Annotated in this window: 14 protein-coding genes; 10 read left to right on the top strand and 4 right to left on the bottom strand. The window is 71.3% G+C overall.

Annotated elements, in window-relative coordinates; all coding sequences use genetic code 11:
• The first annotated feature begins 168 nt into the window (after window positions 1–168).
• From ABZV42_RS38590 to ABZV42_RS38575, 4 genes are read left to right on the top strand one after another with little or no spacing between them, the layout of a single operon-like run.
• Complete coding sequence (locus ABZV42_RS38590; RefSeq protein ID WP_356056244.1) at window positions 169–927, top strand: redox-sensing transcriptional repressor Rex; 759 nt, start codon at window positions 169–171, stop codon at window positions 925–927.
• Window positions 924–2,639 carry a glutamyl-tRNA reductase gene (locus ABZV42_RS38585; RefSeq protein ID WP_356056242.1) on the top strand — a complete coding sequence of 572 codons (1,716 nt, stop codon included), beginning with the start codon at window positions 924–926 and terminating at the stop codon, window positions 2,637–2,639. The genes ABZV42_RS38590 and ABZV42_RS38585 overlap by 4 nt, the downstream gene beginning before the upstream one ends.
• The gene (gene hemC / locus ABZV42_RS38580) at window positions 2,636–3,595 is read left to right on the top strand and encodes a hydroxymethylbilane synthase (RefSeq protein ID WP_355990959.1); all 960 of its coding nucleotides are present in this window, start codon (window positions 2,636–2,638) and stop codon (window positions 3,593–3,595) included. Before ABZV42_RS38585 ends, hemC begins: the two co-directional genes overlap by 4 nt.
• Window positions 3,592–5,295 carry a bifunctional uroporphyrinogen-III C-methyltransferase/uroporphyrinogen-III synthase gene (locus tag ABZV42_RS38575; protein WP_355990957.1) on the top strand — a complete coding sequence of 568 codons (1,704 nt, stop codon included), beginning with the start codon at window positions 3,592–3,594 and terminating at the stop codon, window positions 5,293–5,295. Before hemC ends, ABZV42_RS38575 begins: the two co-directional genes overlap by 4 nt.
• A gap of 72 nt (window positions 5,296–5,367) precedes the next feature.
• Here the strand turns inward: ABZV42_RS38575 and ABZV42_RS38570 are convergent, their stop codons facing one another.
• Complete coding sequence (locus ABZV42_RS38570) at window positions 5,368–5,505, bottom strand: DUF397 domain-containing protein (protein WP_355990955.1); 138 nt, start codon at window positions 5,503–5,505, stop codon at window positions 5,368–5,370.
• Window positions 5,506–5,832: 327 nt separating this feature from the next.
• On the opposite strand from ABZV42_RS38570, the gene ABZV42_RS38565 reads away from it, so the two are divergent.
• The gene (locus ABZV42_RS38565) at window positions 5,833–6,936 is read left to right on the top strand and encodes a helix-turn-helix domain-containing protein (protein ID WP_355990952.1); all 1,104 of its coding nucleotides are present in this window, start codon (window positions 5,833–5,835) and stop codon (window positions 6,934–6,936) included.
• An 83-nt stretch (window positions 6,937–7,019) separates the two neighbouring features.
• Window positions 7,020–8,012: a porphobilinogen synthase gene (gene hemB, locus ABZV42_RS38560; protein ID WP_356056235.1), complete on the top strand. Its 993-nt coding sequence runs from the start codon at window positions 7,020–7,022 to the stop codon at window positions 8,010–8,012.
• A gap of 118 nt (window positions 8,013–8,130) precedes the next feature.
• On the opposite strand, the gene ABZV42_RS38555 is transcribed toward hemB, so the two are convergent.
• The gene (locus ABZV42_RS38555) at window positions 8,131–8,901 is read right to left on the bottom strand and encodes a DUF4232 domain-containing protein (RefSeq protein ID WP_356056233.1); all 771 of its coding nucleotides are present in this window, start codon (window positions 8,899–8,901) and stop codon (window positions 8,131–8,133) included.
• Between the two features lie 218 nt (window positions 8,902–9,119).
• Here ABZV42_RS38555 and ABZV42_RS38550 point away from each other — a divergent pair, with 218 nt between their 5' ends.
• Window positions 9,120–10,634: a helix-turn-helix domain-containing protein gene (locus tag ABZV42_RS38550; protein ID WP_356056231.1), complete on the top strand. Its 1,515-nt coding sequence runs from the start codon at window positions 9,120–9,122 to the stop codon at window positions 10,632–10,634.
• A gap of 318 nt (window positions 10,635–10,952) precedes the next feature.
• Entirely contained in the window at window positions 10,953–12,161 is a 1,209-nt protein-coding gene (locus ABZV42_RS38545; protein ID WP_356056229.1) for a PLP-dependent aminotransferase family protein, read from the top strand.
• Between the two features lie 10 nt (window positions 12,162–12,171).
• On the opposite strand, the gene ABZV42_RS38540 is transcribed toward ABZV42_RS38545, so the two are convergent.
• The gene (locus ABZV42_RS38540) at window positions 12,172–13,083 is read right to left on the bottom strand and encodes a DUF4253 domain-containing protein (protein ID WP_356056227.1); all 912 of its coding nucleotides are present in this window, start codon (window positions 13,081–13,083) and stop codon (window positions 12,172–12,174) included.
• A gap of 251 nt (window positions 13,084–13,334) precedes the next feature.
• Here ABZV42_RS38540 and ABZV42_RS38535 point away from each other — a divergent pair, with 251 nt between their 5' ends.
• A complete protein-coding gene (locus ABZV42_RS38535; protein ID WP_355990937.1) occupies window positions 13,335–14,282 on the top strand; it encodes a hypothetical protein in 948 nt (315 codons plus the stop codon).
• A 72-nt stretch (window positions 14,283–14,354) separates the two neighbouring features.
• On the opposite strand, the gene argS is transcribed toward ABZV42_RS38535, so the two are convergent.
• The gene (argS, locus tag ABZV42_RS38530) at window positions 14,355–16,127 is read right to left on the bottom strand and encodes an arginine--tRNA ligase (protein WP_355991884.1); all 1,773 of its coding nucleotides are present in this window, start codon (window positions 16,125–16,127) and stop codon (window positions 14,355–14,357) included.
• A 162-nt stretch (window positions 16,128–16,289) separates the two neighbouring features.
• Here argS and lysS point away from each other — a divergent pair, with 162 nt between their 5' ends.
• Window positions 16,290–18,032: a lysine--tRNA ligase gene (lysS, locus tag ABZV42_RS38525; protein WP_355991886.1), complete on the top strand. Its 1,743-nt coding sequence runs from the start codon at window positions 16,290–16,292 to the stop codon at window positions 18,030–18,032.
• Window positions 18,033–18,103 lie beyond the last annotated feature (71 nt).

The following is an 18,103-nucleotide window of genomic DNA, read 5'->3' as shown; positions in this document are numbered from 1 at the left end:
CGCGCCGGTTCCATACGGGCGCGCCGGGCGTGCGTGACCCCGGTCACGTTGGCCGGGCAAATCGGACATCATCTTTGTGCACGCGTTCACAAAGACATAGCCTGCATTCGACGGGGCGGTCTAGGTACGTGTGACCGCCTACAGCCCCGCGCTACCCGCAGGAGCACCGTGGCAACTGGCCGAACTCACCGACCGGCGACCCGCAGCCGAGGAATTCCCGAGGCCACCGTCGCCCGGCTTCCGCTGTACCTCCGAGCACTCACCGCACTGTCGGAGCGCTCGGTGCCCACGGTCTCCTCCGAGGAGCTCGCGGCCGCCGCGGGGGTCAACTCCGCGAAGCTGCGCAAGGACTTCTCCTACCTCGGCTCCTACGGGACCCGTGGTGTGGGGTACGACGTCGAGTATCTCGTGTACCAGATCTCCCGTGAACTGGGGCTCACCCAGGACTGGCCGGTTGTGATCGTCGGCATCGGCAACCTCGGCGCGGCACTGGCCAATTACGGAGGGTTCGCCTCCCGCGGATTCCGCGTGGCGGCGCTCATCGACGCCGATCCCGCGATGGCCGGGAAGCCTGTCGCCGGGATCCCGGTGCAGCACACGGACGAGCTGGAAAAGATCATCGACGAGAACGGTGTCTCGATCGGTGTCATCGCCACCCCGGCAGGAGCCGCCCAGCCGGTCTGCGACCGCCTGGTGGCCGCCGGAGTCACCTCCATCCTGAACTTCGCGCCGACCGTCCTGACCGTCCCTGACGGCGTCGACGTGCGCAAGGTCGATCTCTCCATCGAGCTTCAGATCCTCGCGTTCCACGAGCAGCGCAAGGCCGGCGAGGAGGCCGAGGCGAAGGCCAGTGCCGCCGCCCCGCCCAAGCGGGAGAACAACGACAAAGGGCCCGACGGGGACGTTCCCGCCGTGATGCCGGCATGAGTCTCCTCGTCGTCGGACTGAGCCACCGCAGCGCTCCGGTCAGCGTCCTCGAACGGGCCGCGCTGTCCGCGGACGCCCAGGTCAAGCTGCTCCAGGACACCCTCGCCACCGAGCCCGCCACCGAGGGCGCGGTGCTCGCCACCTGCAACCGCATCGAGCTGTACGCCGACGTGGACAAGTTCCACGCGGGCGTCGCCGAGCTGTCCACGCTGCTCGCCCAGCACAGCGGCGTCGGCCTGGAGGAGCTCACCCCCCACCTGTACGTGCACTACGAGGACCGGGCCGTCCACCACCTCTTCTCGGTGGCCTGCGGCCTGGACTCGATGGTCGTCGGTGAGGGCCAGATCCTCGGCCAGATCAAGGACGGGCTCGCCACCGCGCAGGAGCTGCACACCGCGGGCCGCCTTCTGAACGACCTGTTCCAGCAGGCCCTGCGGGTCGGCAAGCGCGCGCACTCCGAGACCGGCATCGACCGCGCCGGACAGTCCCTGGTCACCTTCGGCCTGGAGCAGCTGTCCGCCGGGCGGGCGGTCGAGGCCTGGGCCAAGGGCAAGAAGGCCCTCGTCATCGGCGCGGGCTCGATGTCCTCGCTGGCCGCCGCGACGCTCGCGCGCGTCGGCGTCGGCGAGATCGTGATCGCCAACCGCACCCCCGACCGCGCCGAGCGCCTCGCCGAGATCCTCACCGGCGGCGACGACACGGACGTGCTGGCCCGCGCGGTACCGATGGACTCGGTGCCGGTCGAGCTGACACGTGCCGACATCGCTGTCTCGTGCACCGGGGCGACCGGGCTCGTCCTGACGGCCGAGACCGTGGCGGCCGCCGTCGAAGGACGTACGGGAACGCCCGCGGCACTGCGCGAGACCGCGGCCGGCCCCGCCGGTCACCTCGCGCCCGCCGACGCGGGCACCGAGGACGCCTGCCCGCTGGACCTGTCCGCCGTACAGGGCGCCACCGGTTTCTCCGTCATGGGCGAGGCGGCCGTCGCCGGTATGGACGCCGCCACCCTGGAGCAGCACGCGGTCTGGGTGGACAAGGGCACCGGAACCGTCGAGCGCCGCGACAGCCGTCGTACGCCCGGCGAGGACGCCGAGGCAGACGCCGGACTCATCGCCGCTCTGGCAGCCACGGCCGCCACCGCCGGCCGCATCCCCGAGCGCCGCAGGCCCGAACCCGTCGCCGAGGCCCCCCGCCCCGCGCCGGTGCTCGCGCTGCTCGACCTCGCCATGCCCCGCGACATCGACGCGGCCGTGCACCGGCTGCTCGGCGTGAGCTTCGTCGACCTTGAGACGCTGGCCGAGGCCTCCGCGGACGCGCCGATGGCCGCCGACGTGGACCAGGTGCGCCGGATCGTCTCCGACGAGGTGGCCGCGTTCGGCGCCGCCCAGCGGGCCGCGCACATCACCCCCACCGTCGTGGCGCTGCGTGCCATGGCCGCCGACGTCGTCGCGAACGAGATCACCCGGCTTGACGGACGGCTGCCGGACCTCGACGACAAGCAGCGCGGCGAGATCACCCAGACCGTGCGGCGCGTCGTGGACAAGCTTCTGCACGCGCCGACCGTACGGGTCAAGCAACTCGCCGCCGAGCCCGGCGGTGCCGGGTACGCGGACGCGCTGCGGACCCTGTTCGACCTGGACCCGGAGACGGTCGCCGCCGTCTCGCGGGCCGAGAACAACACCGAGAACGCCAAGAACCGAGGGCGAGCATGAGTGAGCAGGCTTTGAGGCTCGGGACCAGGCGCAGCAAACTCGCCATGGCCCAGTCCGGGCAGGTGGCGGATGCCGTGAGCAAGGTGACCGGACGGCCCGTCGAGCTCGTTGAGATCACGACGTACGGCGACGTTTCCCGCGAGAACCTCGCGCAGATCGGCGGCACGGGAGTCTTCGTGACCGCGCTGCGGGAGGCCCTGGCGCGCGGGGAGGTCGACTTCGCCGTGCACTCCCTCAAGGATCTTCCGACCGCGCAGCCCGAGGACCTCGCGCTGGCCGCCGTGCCGGTGCGCGAGGACGTCCGTGACGTGCTCGTGGCCCGCGACGGACTGACCTTCGAGCAGCTGCCGGACGGCGCGCGCGTCGGAACCGGTTCGCTGCGCCGCATGGCCCAGCTGAACGCGTACGCGCGCAGCCACGGCATGACGATCGAGACGGTCGCCATCCGGGGCAACGTCGACACCCGGATCGGGTACGTGCACGCCGGGGAGCTCGACGCAGTCGTGCTCGCCGCCGCCGGACTCAACCGGATCGGCCGGATCGACGAGGTCACCGACTTCCTGTCGGTCGACACCGTTCTGCCCGCCCCCGGCCAGGGGGCCCTGGCGATCGAGTGCGCCGCGGATCACGCGGACCTCATCGCCGCGCTCGCCGAGCTCGACGACCCGTTCACCCGGGCCGCCGTGACCGCCGAGCGATCCCTGCTCGCCGCCCTCGAGGCCGGCTGCAGCGCTCCCGTGGGCGCGTACGCCGACCTTCTGGCCGACGGGCAGATTGTCAAGGAGATGCGCCTGCGCGGCGTCGTCGGCATGACCGACGGCTCGACGCTGGTGCAGCTGTCCACCACCGGTCCCGTGCCCGAGACACACGACCAGGCGATGTCGCTCGGCCGTGAACTCGCCGCCGAGATGCTTGCCAAGGGCGCGGCCGGTCTGATGGGGGAGCGAGCACTTTGAGCCCCACCAACCTTCCCGCCGGTCCGGTCCACGGGCACGTCACCTTCCTGGGTGCCGGACCCGGAGATCCAGGGCTGCTGACACTGCGCGCCGTGGAGGCGCTGGCGAACGCGGACGTCCTCGTCGCCGAGCACGATGTGCTCGACGTGGTGCGTGTTCATGCCAGACAAGGCGTCGCCGTTCTGAACACGGATCCGGACACTTCGCCGGTTCCGTACCAGGGCACAGGCACGCCTCAGCTGAAGGTTGTTGACAGTGCGTCAACAACCGTCGGTGACCCCGCGTCGAGGGACGCTGCCAATCTTGTCATGACGGCCGCGCGGGGCGGCAAGCGGGTCGTGCGTGCGGTGTCCGGTGACCCCGGCCTCGACGCGTACGCCGCCGAGGAGATGCTGGCCTGCGTCGCCGCGGGCGTGCCCTTCGAGGTGGTGCCCGGTATCGCGGCCGCCGTCGGTGTGCCCGCCTACGCGGGTGTTCCGCTGCGGGACGCGCAGGGTGCGGACGTACGTTTCGTCGACGCGCGCACCGCTTCGAACCGCTGCTGGACCGAGGTCGGCGCCTCCGACGGCACCGTCGTGGTGTCGGCGACGCTCGACTCCGTGGCCGCGGCCGCCGGCGAGCTGGTGGCCTCCGGCCGCAAGCCCGACACCCCGATGTCCGTGACGATCGCCGGTACGACGACCCGCCAGCGCACCTGGTCGGCCACCCTCGGCACGATCGCGCAGACGCTGAAGCAGGCGAAGGTGCTGCCGTCCCCGGACGGTGGCCGCCCGGTCATAGCCGTGGTCGGTGAGCGTTCCGCCGCCGCCCAGCGCGACCGGCTGTCGTGGTTCGAGTCCAAGCCGCTGTTCGGCTGGAAGGTGCTCGTGCCGCGTACGAAGGAGCAGGCGGCGTCGCTCTCCGACCAGCTGCGGTCGTACGGGGCCGTGCCCTACGAGGTGCCGACCATCGCGGTCGAGCCTCCGCGCACGCCCCAGCAGATGGAGCGCGCGGTCAAGGGCCTGGTGACGGGCCGCTACGAGTGGATCGCCTTCACCTCGGTCAACGCCGTCAAGGCGGTCCGCGAGAAGTTCGAGGAGTACGGGCTCGACGCGCGTGCCTTCGCGGGCATCAAGGTCGCGGCGGTCGGCGAGTCGACCGCGACGGCGCTCATCGCCTTCGGCGTGAAGCCGGACCTGGTGCCCAGCGGTGAGCAGTCCGCCGCGGGTCTCCTGGAGGACTGGCCGCCCTACGACCCGGTCTTCGACCCGATCGACCGTGTCTTCCTGCCCCGCGCCGACATCGCCACGGAGACGCTTGTCGCCGGGCTCATCGAGCTGGGCTGGGAGGTCGACGACGTCACGGCGTACCGCACCGTGCGCGCGTCGCCGCCGCCGGCCGACACCCGTGAGGCGATCAAGGGCGGCGGCTTCGACGCGGTGCTCTTCACCTCGTCGTCGACCGTGCGGAACCTGGTCGGCATCGCAGGAAAGCCGCACAACGTGACGGTGATCGCCTGCATCGGCCCCGCGACGGCCAAGACGGCCGAGGAGCACGGGCTGCGGGTCGACGTCATGGCTCCGGAGCCCTCCGTGCACAAGCTGGCGGAGGCACTGGCCGACTTCGGCCTGCGCCGCCGCGCCGCCGCACTGGACGCGGGCGACCCGGTGACCCGGCCGAGCGAGCGCCGTCCGGGCTCACGCAGGCGCCGGACGACCTGACACCTGACACAGGTGAACACGCCCCGCCGTCTCCTACGGGAGAAGGCGGGGCGTGTTTCGTTGTGCGCCCGGTCAACGCCTCGGCAGGAAGCCCGCCCAGGCGGCCGGGGTGATGCCGAGACGGGGGCCGTCCGGGTCCTTGGAGTCCCGGACGAGGATGCGGTCCGGACAGACGGCCACTTCGACGCAGTCGGGGCCGGTGCCGTGCAAGACGGTGTGGGCGGAACTCGATCTCGGGCCCTGCCTGTGATGCCCGTACCGAAGCCCGGTGAAGCGTCCTTCGGTGGCGTGCGGGCCGGTGCGGCGGGCGATAAGAGACCAAAGAATCCGGGGAGAGAACCCACCCACCGACCAAACCCGCCCACGTCACACGGGCGGGTGAACTCGGCTGCTGTGGCTGGCGCGTGGGCGGTCCGGACGTGCACGCTCGCCGCAGACAACATCCACAACTTCATATCCCACACATGCTTCGGCCCCCGCCGGGACGGCAATCCCAGTGCGAGGGCCTGACCAAAAGAGAAGGCAAGACCCTTCCCCATGGCTGTGACCAAGCTTATCGATGCCCTGCGCCCGAGTCAGGGAGTACGGCGCAACGCCACCCACTCCGGTGTCACACACGTACGGGAGTACCAGCCCGACCGGTACACGATCGTCGGCAACCACCTCGCCCAGCACCGGGGGCTCTCCGCGACCGCGATCGGCATCGCCGTGCACATCCTGTCGCTGCCCGAGGGCGCGCGGGTCGACATCCGCAGCCTCGCCGAGTGGTTCCCCGAGGGCCGTACCCGGATCGCCTGCGCGCTGCGGGAGTTGGAGGCGCGCGGCTATGTCGAGCGGGTGCGGGAACGGCTCCCTTCCGGGCGGATGGTCACGCGTACGTTCGCGTACCACGCCCCGGCGCCGACCCGGGCCCGGCGGGAGGCAGAACCGGAGCCGGTCACCGCCCCGGCGGCCCAGGTACCTCAGGCGTCCCCGACGAGCACGGCTCGGCCGGTCACGGTCGCGCCGGTACCGGACCTTGCGGTCCTGGACCTCATCCTTACCTCGGGCGATTCGCCCTCTCACCGTCCGCCCTCCGACACCGTGCCCGAGCCGTTCACGGCCTGTGACGCCGTACAGGTCGGCGAATCGGCCACCCGGGCCGAGCCCCGTCAGCCCTCCGAGCCGTTGCTGCCCTCCCGGCTCTACGAGTCGGGGCCGCCGCGCGGCGAGGACCGTGACAGAGCCGAAGTGCTGCTCGCCGGGCTGCGTCGGACCGACATCCGGCTGACGCTGTCCGGGCGGGAGGTGCGACGACTGGCGCCCCTGGTCGTGGCCTGGTTCGAGAACGGTCTCGGCAGGGCGTCGGTGATCTACGCCCTGACCAACGACCTTCCTCCCCAGGTGCGGAACCCGGCCGGCTTCCTCCGTAACCGTCTGCTGGACCTTCTTCCACCGACGCTGCCACCCCTTCCCGTAGCCGGTGAGGGCGAGGTGCTCCCGAGTCGGCAGCTGCCCTGTCCACCCGGCATGGAGGACTGCGAGGGCGGCTGCGACAGGGTCTTCAGAGCGCCGTTCCGGGGAGCGTGGTGCCGCGACTGCCGCGCCGCCCGGCCCGAAATGGCTCCCGTGGCTCCGACGGCCGTTCCGGTCCTCGCCTGAGCTTCCCGACCCGCCCCGGGGCCTCCTGGGCTCCGACGCCGAGTCGGTAAAGGGGCCTCCGTGACGGGCGTAGCGTAGATGTCATGACGAAGTACGGATCCTTCCCCGGTACGCGTCCCCGGCGGCTGCGCACCACGCCCGTCATGCGCCGGATGGTCGCCGAGACCCGGCTGCACCCGGCCGACTTCATCCTCCCCGCGTTCGTCCGCGAGGGAGTGAGCGAGCCGGTGCCGATCTCCTCGATGCCCGGGGTCGTGCAGCACACGCGGGACAGCCTGAAGAAGGCTGCCGTCGAGGCGCTGGAGGCCGGGGTCTCCGGGATCATGCTCTTCGGGGTTCCCGAGGACGCGAAGAAGGACGCCGTCGGGACGCCGGGCACCGACCCGGACGGGATCCTCCAGGTCGCCCTGCGAGATGTCCGCGCCGAGGTCGGCGACGAACTGCTCGTGATGTCCGACCTGTGCCTCGACGAGACCACCGACCACGGCCACTGCGGTGTCCTCGACGACCAGGGCCGGGTCGACAACGACGCCACCCTGGAGCGGTACGCCGAGATGGCCCAGGTGCAGGCCGACGCTGGCGCCCATGTCGTGGGCCCCAGCGGGATGATGGACGGGCAGATCGGTGTCATCCGGGACGCCCTCGACCAGATCGGCCGCGAGGACGTCGCCGTCCTCGCCTACACCGTCAAGTACGCCTCCGCCTTCTACGGTCCGTTCCGGGAGGCCGTCGGCTCGTCCCTGAGGGGCGACCGCAAGACGTACCAGCAGGACCCGGCGAACGCGCGGGAGTCCCTGCGGGAGCTGGCGCTGGACCTGGAGGAGGGCGCCGACATGGTGATGGTGAAGCCCGCCGGGCCCTACCTCGACATCCTCGCCCGCGTCGCCGACGCGTCCGACGTGCCGGTCGTCGCCTACCAGATCTCCGGCGAGTACTCGATGATCGAGGCCGCCGCGGAGAAGGGCTGGATCGACCGCGAGCGGGCGATCCTGGAATCCCTCACCGGCATCAAGCGCGCCGGCGCGCAGAACATCCTCACTTACTGGGCGACCGAGGTGGCCCGGAACCTGCGCTGACACCGGGCCGGTTCCGGCGGTCTCCACCGGAACCGCACCCGCTCGGTGTCCGGGCGCGTCTCCGCCGGGGCCGAGTTCGCTCAGTACCCGGGCGGGTCTCCGCCGGGGCCGAGTTCGCTCAGTACCCGAGCGCGGCGTCCAGGGTCTGCTGCCAGTACGTCACCGTGAGCCGGTCGTCGACGTAGACGCCCTTCGCGGGCAGGGCCGCGGCAGTGGAGCGGCCCCGGTCGAAGTTGATCTCCAGGGTCTTGGCCGTGTAGCCGTTGCCCCCGCTGCCGTCGGCGGACGACAGCAGCACACCGGCGTAGCCCGACTCGCCGGGAGCGAGCGTGACGACCGCCTGCGGGTGCGTCTCCTCCGCGACCGGCGGAACGGCCTGGGCCTCACCGAAGCGGGGCATCGGATAACCCGTCAGGTCGCAGTTGCGCGTACCCGTGTTGGTGACGGTGAGCAGCAGATGGTTGAGCGGACGGGACACGACGGTCGCGGTGGTCCTGGTGTCGGAACCGTCGCAGGCCACGTTCCTCGTACCCGTCTTGGCCGGCGAACCGCCCTTGGAACCGGTGCCGCTCTTTCCGGCGGAGCCGCCCGTGGAACCCCCGGTGGAACCCGCGGTGGAACCGCCCGTGGAGCCGCTCCCCTTCGCGTTCGTGCCGCCTCTCGAGCCGGCGGTGCCGGTCCCTGTGCCGGTGGCCGCGGGCTTCGCCGTCGTTCCTCCGCCCGTCGCCGGTGCGCTCTGCCCTGCCGAGGACCCGGACGAGGCGGACGAGCCCCCGCTCGGACCCTCACTGCGTACGCCCTTGCCGTTGTCGCACGCCGAGAGGGCGAGCGCCGCGAGCGCGACCGTCGTGGCGGCGAGAAGTCGGGTGCGGGTGGTGCGTGCGGACATGTGTGATCCCCCGGTTGATATCGCTGTGGGTGTGAGTGGCTTGATGGAACGGCCGCCCGGCCGGTCGGGGAGGGCGGCGTGCTTGGATGGCCACAGCTTGGGCGGTGATCCGTCCCGACCGCCACAACCGGCGGGGAATACGGGACGCCGGAACGCCGGCAATAGGTCTGACCTGGGGGAATGGCATGCCCCTGGAACGCCGGTCCGGAACACGGGGGATGGAGGAACGGGTGGCGGGGAACGAGTTCGCGGGCTTGCTCGGCGAGCTGAAGGAGCGGTCCGGGCTCAGCTACGGGGTGCTCGCCAAACGGCTGCATGTGAGTACGTCCACGTTGCACCGGTACGTCAACGGGGATGCCGTACCGACGGATTACGCGCCCGTGGAGCGGCTCGCGCGTGCGTGCCGGGCCACCCCCGAGGAGCTCGTGGAGCTGCACCGACGATGGGTCCTCGCGGACGTGCTGCGGGGACAGGCGAACAGGGCCGAACCGAACAGGGCTGAGGCGAGCGGAGTCGAGGCGGGCAGGGCTGGGCCGAACAGGGCTGTGGTGGACGGGACTTCGGGTGGTTCCTCCGGGGCTGTCGACGGGCAGGACGGCAGCGCGGCGGACGCGCCGAGGTCCGCACCGCAGGCCGAGTCCGGCAACGGGCAGGGGAGCGGCCCCGGTTCCGAGTCCGGGAGCGGACGGGGGAACGGGCCCGGCTCCGATTCCGGCAACCGGCAGGTGGACGGGCCCGGGGACAGCCCCCGGGGCCCGGTCACGGACGAGGCCGGTGTCGGGCGGAAGCCGGGGCGGGACGCCGCCGGTTCGGCGCCGGTGCGGTGGAGCCGCCGGACCGTGGTGCTCGCCGGTGCCGGGGCCGTCGTGGCGGCCGCGGTCGTGTCCACCGCCCTGACCGCGCGGTTCGGATCCGGCGGTGAGGACGACACCAAGGGGAAGGCCGTCGCCCTCGGCGTCCCGTCCGCCCCGCGCACGCCCGGGACCGGTGCGACACCCGGCACCCGACACGGGTCCGCCTCGGCCTCCCCGTCGCGCGGCGCCCGTCCCCGGCCCACCGGTTCGACGATCGCCGGGGCCGTCGACGACCCTGGCACGGCGAAGGACGACGCGGCCGGCAGGAGCGGGGAAGGGGCCGCCGCGCCGACCGTCGTCGCGAACGCGTACAAGTGGGACGACCCGTGCAGCCAGCACTACTTGGTGAACCGGAACGCACCGCAGGTGCCCCCGCCCCCGAACGAGCCGGACGCCCGCGGCTGGGTCACCGCGCTCGGCGGGGTCGCGAGCGGCGAGCAGATGATCGCGCTGACGGTCCAGGGCACCGGCAGAGCCACCGTCGTCCTGGAGGCGCTGCACGTCCGGGTGGTGCAGAAGGGCGCGCCGCTCGCCTGGAACGACTACGCGATGGGCGTCGGCTGCGGCGGCGGTGTGGAGACGAAGTCCTTCACCGTGGACCTCGACGCGGGGCGCCCCGCGACCGCGCTCAAGGGCGGACAGCGGGACTTCCCGTACAAGGTCAGCGAGTCCGACCCCGAGGTCTTCTACGTGTTCGCCGACGCGCGGGCGCACGACGTGAGCTGGTACCTGGAAATCGACTGGTCCAGCGGGTCCAGGAGCGGCACGGTGCGCGTCGACGACCACGGAAAGCCGTTCCGTACGAGCGGGAACGTGGGACGGCCGGCGTACGACCATCCGCTCGGCGGCAGCGAATGGGTACCGGCTCCCACCGAATGACGAGGGCGCCACCTCGATCGACGACGTCACGCACGCGGACAGCAACGTGTACGTGGCGACGGACGTCAAACCCTGGACGCCGTCGCCGGGTTGCCGACCGTCCGCATCCCGAAATCGACAGGTGTAGAGGCCATACACCGGCCTAAGGTACGGGCAGGGGGCCTTGGCACGACGGGGCCACCCGGCCGCAAGGACCCGCCGACGCGGGTGCCGCCCCGCCAGGACGCAGACTCGGGCGCCGCTCGCGACGACTCAGGCACAGGCCCCGCCCGCAAGGACGTCCAGGACACCGCCCGCAAGGACCAAGGAGCCGTCATCGTGACCGTCACCGACCGCACGACCACGACCGCCCCCGTGCCTCCGCTCGCCGCCAGGACCACCGCGATCGGCGGTTCGCCGGTACGGGAGATCCTCGCGGTGACGGCACGCCCGGAGGTCATCAACTTCGCGGGTGGCCTGCCCGCCCCGGAACTGTTCGACGCGGACGGCATCGCGGCCGCCTACCGGGACGTCCTCGTCGAGGAACCCGGACGCGCCCTCCAGTACTCGACGACCGAGGGCGAACCGACGCTGCGGACAGCCCTCGCCGACCGCATGAGCGCACGCGGGCTGCCGACCGCGCCCGACGACGTCCTCGTCACCACCGGCTCGCAGCAGGCACTGTCGCTGCTCGCCACCGCGCTGCTCGAACCCGGCGACACCGTCCTGGTCGAAAGCCCCTGCTATCTGGCGGCACTTCAGGCCTTCGCCTTCGCCGGGGCGCGCGTACTGGCCGTGCCGGGCGACGACGACGGCCTCGACCCCGAAGCCCTCGGCGAGCTGGTCACCAGGGAGCGCCCGAAGCTGCTCTACACCGTGCCCACCTTCCAGAACCCGACCGGGCGGACTCTGCCGGCCGAACGCCGGGCCGCAGTCGCCCGGGTCGCCGCCGAGCGCGGGCTGTGGATCGTCGAGGACGACCCGTACGGAGAGCTGCGATTCGAGGGCGAGCGGGTCCCGTGGATCGCCTCCCACGACGGTGCCGAAGACCGGACGGTCCTCCTCGGCTCCTTCTCCAAGGTGATGGCACCCGGCCTGCGGCTGGGCTGGCTGCGGGCACCGGCGGCACTGCGCCGCGCGTGCGCCGTCGCCAAGCAGGCCGCCGACCTGCACACCCCGACCGTCAACCAGCTGGCCGCCGCCCGCTACTTGGCGGACCGCGACCTGGACTCCCACGTGGCCCAGGTCGCGGCCGTCTACCGCGAACGGCGGGACGCCATGCTCGCGGGCATCGGCGCCGCCCTCCCGGCCGGATCCACCTGGACCCGCCCGGAAGGCGGCATGTTCCTCTGGGCCCGCCTCCCCGAGCAGTACGACACCACGGCCCTGCTCCGCCAAGTGGTGGACCAGGGCGTGGCGTACGTCCCCGGCGCCCCCTTCTACGCGGGCACCCCGGACCCGTCGACCCTGCGCCTGTGCTTCGTCACCCAGACCCCGGCCGAGATCGCGGAAGGCCTGCGACGCCTGGGTAAGGGCCTGCGGGTGTAGGAAGAGGGGCTCAGTCCCACCAGAAGGACCACACCCGCTCGCCCAGCACCTCGTGCTCGGCGTACTCCCGGAGCGTGTCGTGGTGGCCCTGGGTGATGTTGTCCGGGCAGAACGCGAAGTGCTCGGCGGCGACCGCCTCGGCCTCGGACACGGTCGTCGGCGGGGCCGCCACGGAGAGCACCAACTGGTCGTAGGTGAGGGCCACCACGCGTATGCCGAAGCGGTCCTCCCACGAGCGGAGCACGGCGCACAGACGCGCCACGTCGTTCTCGTGGTTCAACGGGCCCGACCAGCCGATCGCCGCCGGGATGTCGGAGCTGCGGCGAGCCGGGACCAGGGCGAGCCGGGGCTGCTTCAGCCAGGAGCCGTTCCGCGCGAGGGAGTCGGCGATCTCGGCGGCGCGCGCGTCCGGGTCCGCGTCGAGCGGGGCGGCGACGGCGAGGCCCGGCCAGAGCGGCCCGTACGGGGCGATCGTCTCGCCGAAGGCAGGCTGCTCCCCGAAGACCTCGACGACCTTCTCCTTGCCGGGGTGGTCCGCGTCCGGGTCGGGTTCGTCCGCCGCGTAGTCCTCCCAGAACTCCGCGAGCACCTCTTCGGCGTCGTGATCCCCGGGATACGACATCTCGTCCGGCGACAACTCCCAGTCCTCGGGGCCGTTCTGCGGGCCGCCCACGTCGAGCAGCACCGGCAGCAGACCCGAATTCCGGGCGGAGGACAGGGCCGCCCAGCCCCCGGGAACCGCCGGTTCCTCGGCGTGCCACAGCAGCGGCTCGTGCCACGGGCCGTCGATCTCCCCCACTGCATCGAGGGCGTGGGAGGTACCCCCAGCGTCGATCAGTCTCCCGGGCGGGAGTTCGAGCCCGAGCGCGCGCCCGCCCGGGTCTGCCGTAAGCCGCGGAAGCGGATTGGGAAGAGTCGCCATGCCGGTGACTGTAGGGGCAGGCACTGACAACGCGTCCCGGGCCTCTCACCCTGTCGCGGCGAACGCGGCCCGGACACTGCCCGAGGCCCTCCCGTCCTGCCGTGACCGGTCGACGGAAGGTCCCAACTCGCCTTCGGCTGAAAGGAGTTGATGGCAAAGGAAATGGCTCGACTGCCGGGAGCGTGCCCTGCTTACGTGAGGGGCGTGGGCGCTCGTACGGGGCGCCCGTTCTCCTGGAGGGGGATGCATCCGTGCCCAGAAGTACAGGATGGAGACGCGTACTCACCGGTGTCCTCGCGGGTCTGACCGCGACGGTCGGTCTCACCACGGCCCTGGCCGCACCCGCCACGGCAGCCACCACCGCACCGGTGGCGGTGACCAGATACAGCCACACCAGTCAGCCCGGGGACTACATCGGGCAAGGTGCCACCGCCTCGTACACCCCGAAGACGGCCACGATCACCGCGGGTGGCTCCGCGGAGTACGCACGTTTTCGGGTGTCGACCGGCGACACCTGGTGGGACGTCGAACTCGCCGCGCCGCAGGGGGAACGACTCCACCCCGGGGTCTACCGCAACGCCGAGCGTGCCGCGTTCCGCACCGGCCGTTCGCCGGGTCTCGACGTCTCCGGCGACGGGCGCGGCTGCAACGAGGTGTACGGCCAGTTCTCGGTCGACCAGATCGAGACGGACGCCGACGGCACCATCACCCTGCTGGACGCCACCTACACCCAGCACTGCGAGAGCGCCACGGCCCCGGCCCTCAAGGGTGTCGTCAAGTACCGTGCGTACCCGCTGTCGTACACGTACACCAGTGACGCGGGGGACTGGATCGGGCAGGGCCTGAGCCGGACCCACACCGGCTCCACCAGCACGTTCTCGATCACCGGGAGCGCCGACGGCATCCGGTACGGCGTCTCGGGCCGGCGGGAGAACTGGTCGGCGTCCATCGCGCCGCCCGAGGGGCAGCGGTTCAGCGCCGGGACGACCTACACCACGCAGCGCTTCCGCGGACCGGGCGTCGGCGAGCTCGACATGGGCGGCGACGGACGCGGCTGCAACGCCAGTACAGGCGAATTCACCGTCACCAAGCTGGCGTTCGACGACGCCGGCACCGTGAAGGCGTTCGCCGCGACCTTCGTCCAGCACTGCGAGGGCGCCACTCCCGCGCTGCGGGGCACCATCCACTACTACGCCTGACAGAGGGACGGCCCCGGCGGAACGGTGATCACCGTTCCGCCGGGGCCGCGAAGCCGTGTCCCGCCGACAGGGTCAGAGCCGCTCAGGCGTCCTGATGCCCAGCAGGGACATGCCCTGGTGCAGGGTGCGGGCCGTCAGGTCGCAGAGGAACAGGCGGTTCTCCGCGACCTCCTGGGCCGGGGCCGGCTTGATTACCGGGCACTGGTCGTAGAACGTCGTGTAGAGCGAGGCCAGTTGGTACAGGTACGCGGCCAGCTTGTGCGGGGCGTACTCGGCGGCGACCTCGTCCAGCGTCTCCCCGAACCGGTCCAGGTGCAGACCCAGCGCCCGCTCCGCCGGGGCCAGTTCGAGCTCCGGGTGCGCCAGCGGCGCCCGCTCGCCCGCCTTGCCGAAGATCGACCGGATACGGGCGTACGCGTACTGGAGGTACACGGACGTGTCACCGTTCAGCGAGACCATCTGGTCCAGGTCGAACTTGTAGTCCCGCACGGCCGAGGTCGACAGGTCCGCGTACTTCACGGCGCCGATGCCGACGTACCGGCCGTTCTCCTCGATCTCCGGCTCGCTCAGGCCCACCTTCTCGGCCTTCTCCCGCACGACGGCCGTCGCCCGGTCGATCGCCTCGTCCAGGAGGTCGACCAGCCGCACCGTCTCGCCCTCACGCGTCTTGAACGGCTTGCCGTCCTTGCCCAGCACCGTGCCGAACGCGAGCTGGTGGGCCTTGACGTCGTCGTTCAGCCAGCCGGCCCTGCGCGCGGTCTCGAACACCATCTTGAAGTGCAGGGACTGCCGGGCGTCCACGACGTAGATCAGGCTGTCGGCCTTCAGGCCGAAGACCCGGTCACGGATCGCCGACAGGTCGGTGGCCGCGTAGCCGTAGCCGCCGTCCGACTTCTTCACGATCAGCGGCACCGGATTGCCGTCCGGGCCCTTCACATCGTCGAAGAAGACGCACAGGGCGCCCTCGGAGCGGACCGCGACGCCCGACTCCTCCAGGAGCCGGCACGTCTCGTCCAGCATGTCGTTGTAGCCGGACTCGCCGACCACGTCCGGGTCCCGGATCTCCATGTCCAGCTTGTCGAAGACCGAGTAGAAGTAGATCTTCGACTCGTCCACGAACTTCTGCCACATGGCCAGCGTTCCGGGTTCACCCGCCTGGAGGTCCACCACCCGGCGCCGCGCCCGCGTCTTGAACTCCTCGTCGGAGTCGAAGAGCGTCCGCGCCGCCTTGTAGAGCCGGTTCAGGTTCGACATGGCCTCCTCGCCGGAGACCTCCGCCTCGCCCTTGTGGTCCAGCTCGTGCGGGTGCTCGATCAGATACTGGATGAGCATGCCGAACTGCGTGCCCCAGTCGCCGATGTGGTGCCGCCGCACGACGGACTCGCCGGTGAACTCCAGGATCTGCACGACCGCGTCACCGATCACCGCGGACCGCAGATGACCGACGTGCATCTCCTTGGCCACGTTCGGCTGCGCGTAGTCGATCACCGTCGTACCCGGGTCCGCCGCGAGGGGCACCCCGAGCCGCGCGCCGTCCGCGTACCGGTCCGCCAGGTTCGCCACGATCGCCCGGTCGGTGATCGTGATGTTCAGGAAGCCGGGCCCGGAGACCTCGATGTCCTTGATCACGTCACCCGACTCGACCCGGGCCACCACCTCGGTCGCCAGCTCGCGCGGGTTCGTCTTCGCCTTCTTGGCGAGGGCCAGGATCCCGTTGGCCTGGAAGTCGGCCCGGTCGCTTCGGCGCAGCAGCGGGTCCGCGGAACCGGCCTCCGGCAGAGCTGCCGAGAGGGCGTCCGCGAGGCGCTGATGGACGGAAGCGGTGAGGGACGTGACCGAGGCCATGGAGTGGCTGCCGTTTCTGCTCGGGTTCCGCAGACTCTGAGGACACAGACTCTGAGTACAAGGAAAGCCAGTATCCCACGCGGTGAAAAGCCGTTTTCGCGGTTGAGGCCCGAGCTGGGAGAATGGTCGCGTCAGCCGTACTCGCGTTTGAGGAAGAAGGACGTGCCGATCGTGGCTCCGAGCACCGAGACCACCGACTGGGTCTCCCGTTTCGCGGATGAGGTCATCGAGGAGTCGGAGCGTCGGGCCCCGGGCAAACCTGTCGTCGTCGCGTCCGGACTCTCCCCGTCCGGTCCGATCCACCTCGGCAACCTCCGCGAGGTCATGACCCCGCACCTGGTCGCCGACGAGATCCGCCGCCGCGGCCACACCGTGCGCCACCTGATCTCCTGGGACGACTACGACCGCTACCGCAAGGTCCCGGCCGGCATCGCGGGCATCGACGAGTCGTGGGCCGAGCACATCGGCAAGCCGCTGACCTCCGTCCCCGCCCCCGCCGGCTCGGCGTACCCGAACTGGGCCGAGCACTTCAAGGCCGCCATGACCGAGGCCCTGGCCGAGCTCGGCGTCGAGTACGACGGCATCAGCCAGACCGAGCAGTACACCGCGGGCACCTACCGCGAGCAGGTCCTGTTCGCGATGAAGCACCGCGGCGACATCGACGCGATCCTCGACCAGTACCGCACCAAGAAGGCCCCCGCCAAGAAGCAGCAGGGCCAGAAGCCGGTTGACGAGGCCGAACTCGAAGCCGCCGAGGGATCCGGCGCCGCCGCCGAGGACGACGGCAGCTCCGTCTCCGGGTACTACCCGTACAAGCCCTACTGCGGGCAGTGCGAGAAGGACCTGACCACCGTCACGGCCTACGACGACACGACGACCGAACTGTCGTACACCTGCTCCGCCTGCGGCCACGCCGAGACCGTCCTGCTCAGCGAGTTCAACCGCGGCAAGCTGGTCTGGAAGGTCGACTGGCCCATGCGCTGGGCCTACGAAGGCGTCATCTTCGAGCCGAGCGGCGTCGACCACTCCTCCCCGGGATCCTCCTTCCAGGTCGGCGGCCAGATCGTCGGCATCTTCGGCGCCGAGCAGCCCATCGGACCGATGTACGCCTTCGTCGGCATCTCCGGCATGGCCAAGATGTCCAGCAGCAAGGGCGGGGTCCCCACCGCCGCCGACGCGCTCCAGATCATGGAACCGCAGCTGCTGCGCTGGCTGTACGCCCGCCGCCGCCCCAACCAGTCCTTCAAGATCGCCTTCGACCAGGAGATCCAGCGGCTCTACGACGAGTGGGACAAGCTCGCCGCCAAGGTCGCCGACGGCTCCGTCCTCCCGGCCGACGCCGCCGCGTACTCCCGTGCCGTCGGCACCGCCGCCGGGGAACTGCCCAGGACCCCCCGCCCGATGGCGTACCGCACCCTCGCCTCCGTCGCCGACATCACCGCCGGCGCCGAGGACCAGACCCTGCGCATCCTGAGCGAACTCGACCCCGAGAACCCGCTCACCTCCCTCGACGAGGTCAGGCCCCGCCTCGACAAGGCGGAAACCTGGATCAACACCCAGGTCCCCGCCGAGGAGCGCACCGTCGTCCGCGACGAACCCGACGCCGACCTGCTGAAGTCCCTCGACGACCAGGGCCGCGAGTCACTGCGCCTGCTCCTCGACGGACTGGAGGCGAACTGGTCCCTGGACGGCCTCACCCACCTCGTCTACGGCGTTCCCAAGGTCCAGGCGGGCTTCCCCGTCGACGCCACCGCCAAGGAACTCCCCGCCGAGATCAAGGTCGCCCAGCGCACCTTCTTCGCCCTGCTCTACCACCTGCTCGTCGGCCGCGACACCGGGCCGCGCCTGCCCACGCTGCTGCTCGCCGTGGGCCAGGACCGGGTGCGCAAGCTGCTCAGCGCGTAACCAGGCACGGCAGGACCGTACGAGGAAGGGGCTCCCGGTGATCACCGGGAGCCCCTTCCTCGTACAAGTCG

Source organism: Streptomyces sp. NPDC005281 (genome assembly GCF_040607495.1).
In the GTDB taxonomy this organism is placed as follows: Bacteria; Actinomycetota; Actinomycetes; order Streptomycetales; family Streptomycetaceae; genus Streptomyces.
Note: the sequence above shows the minus strand (reverse complement) of the source record. Positions and strands in the feature narration are given on the sequence as shown.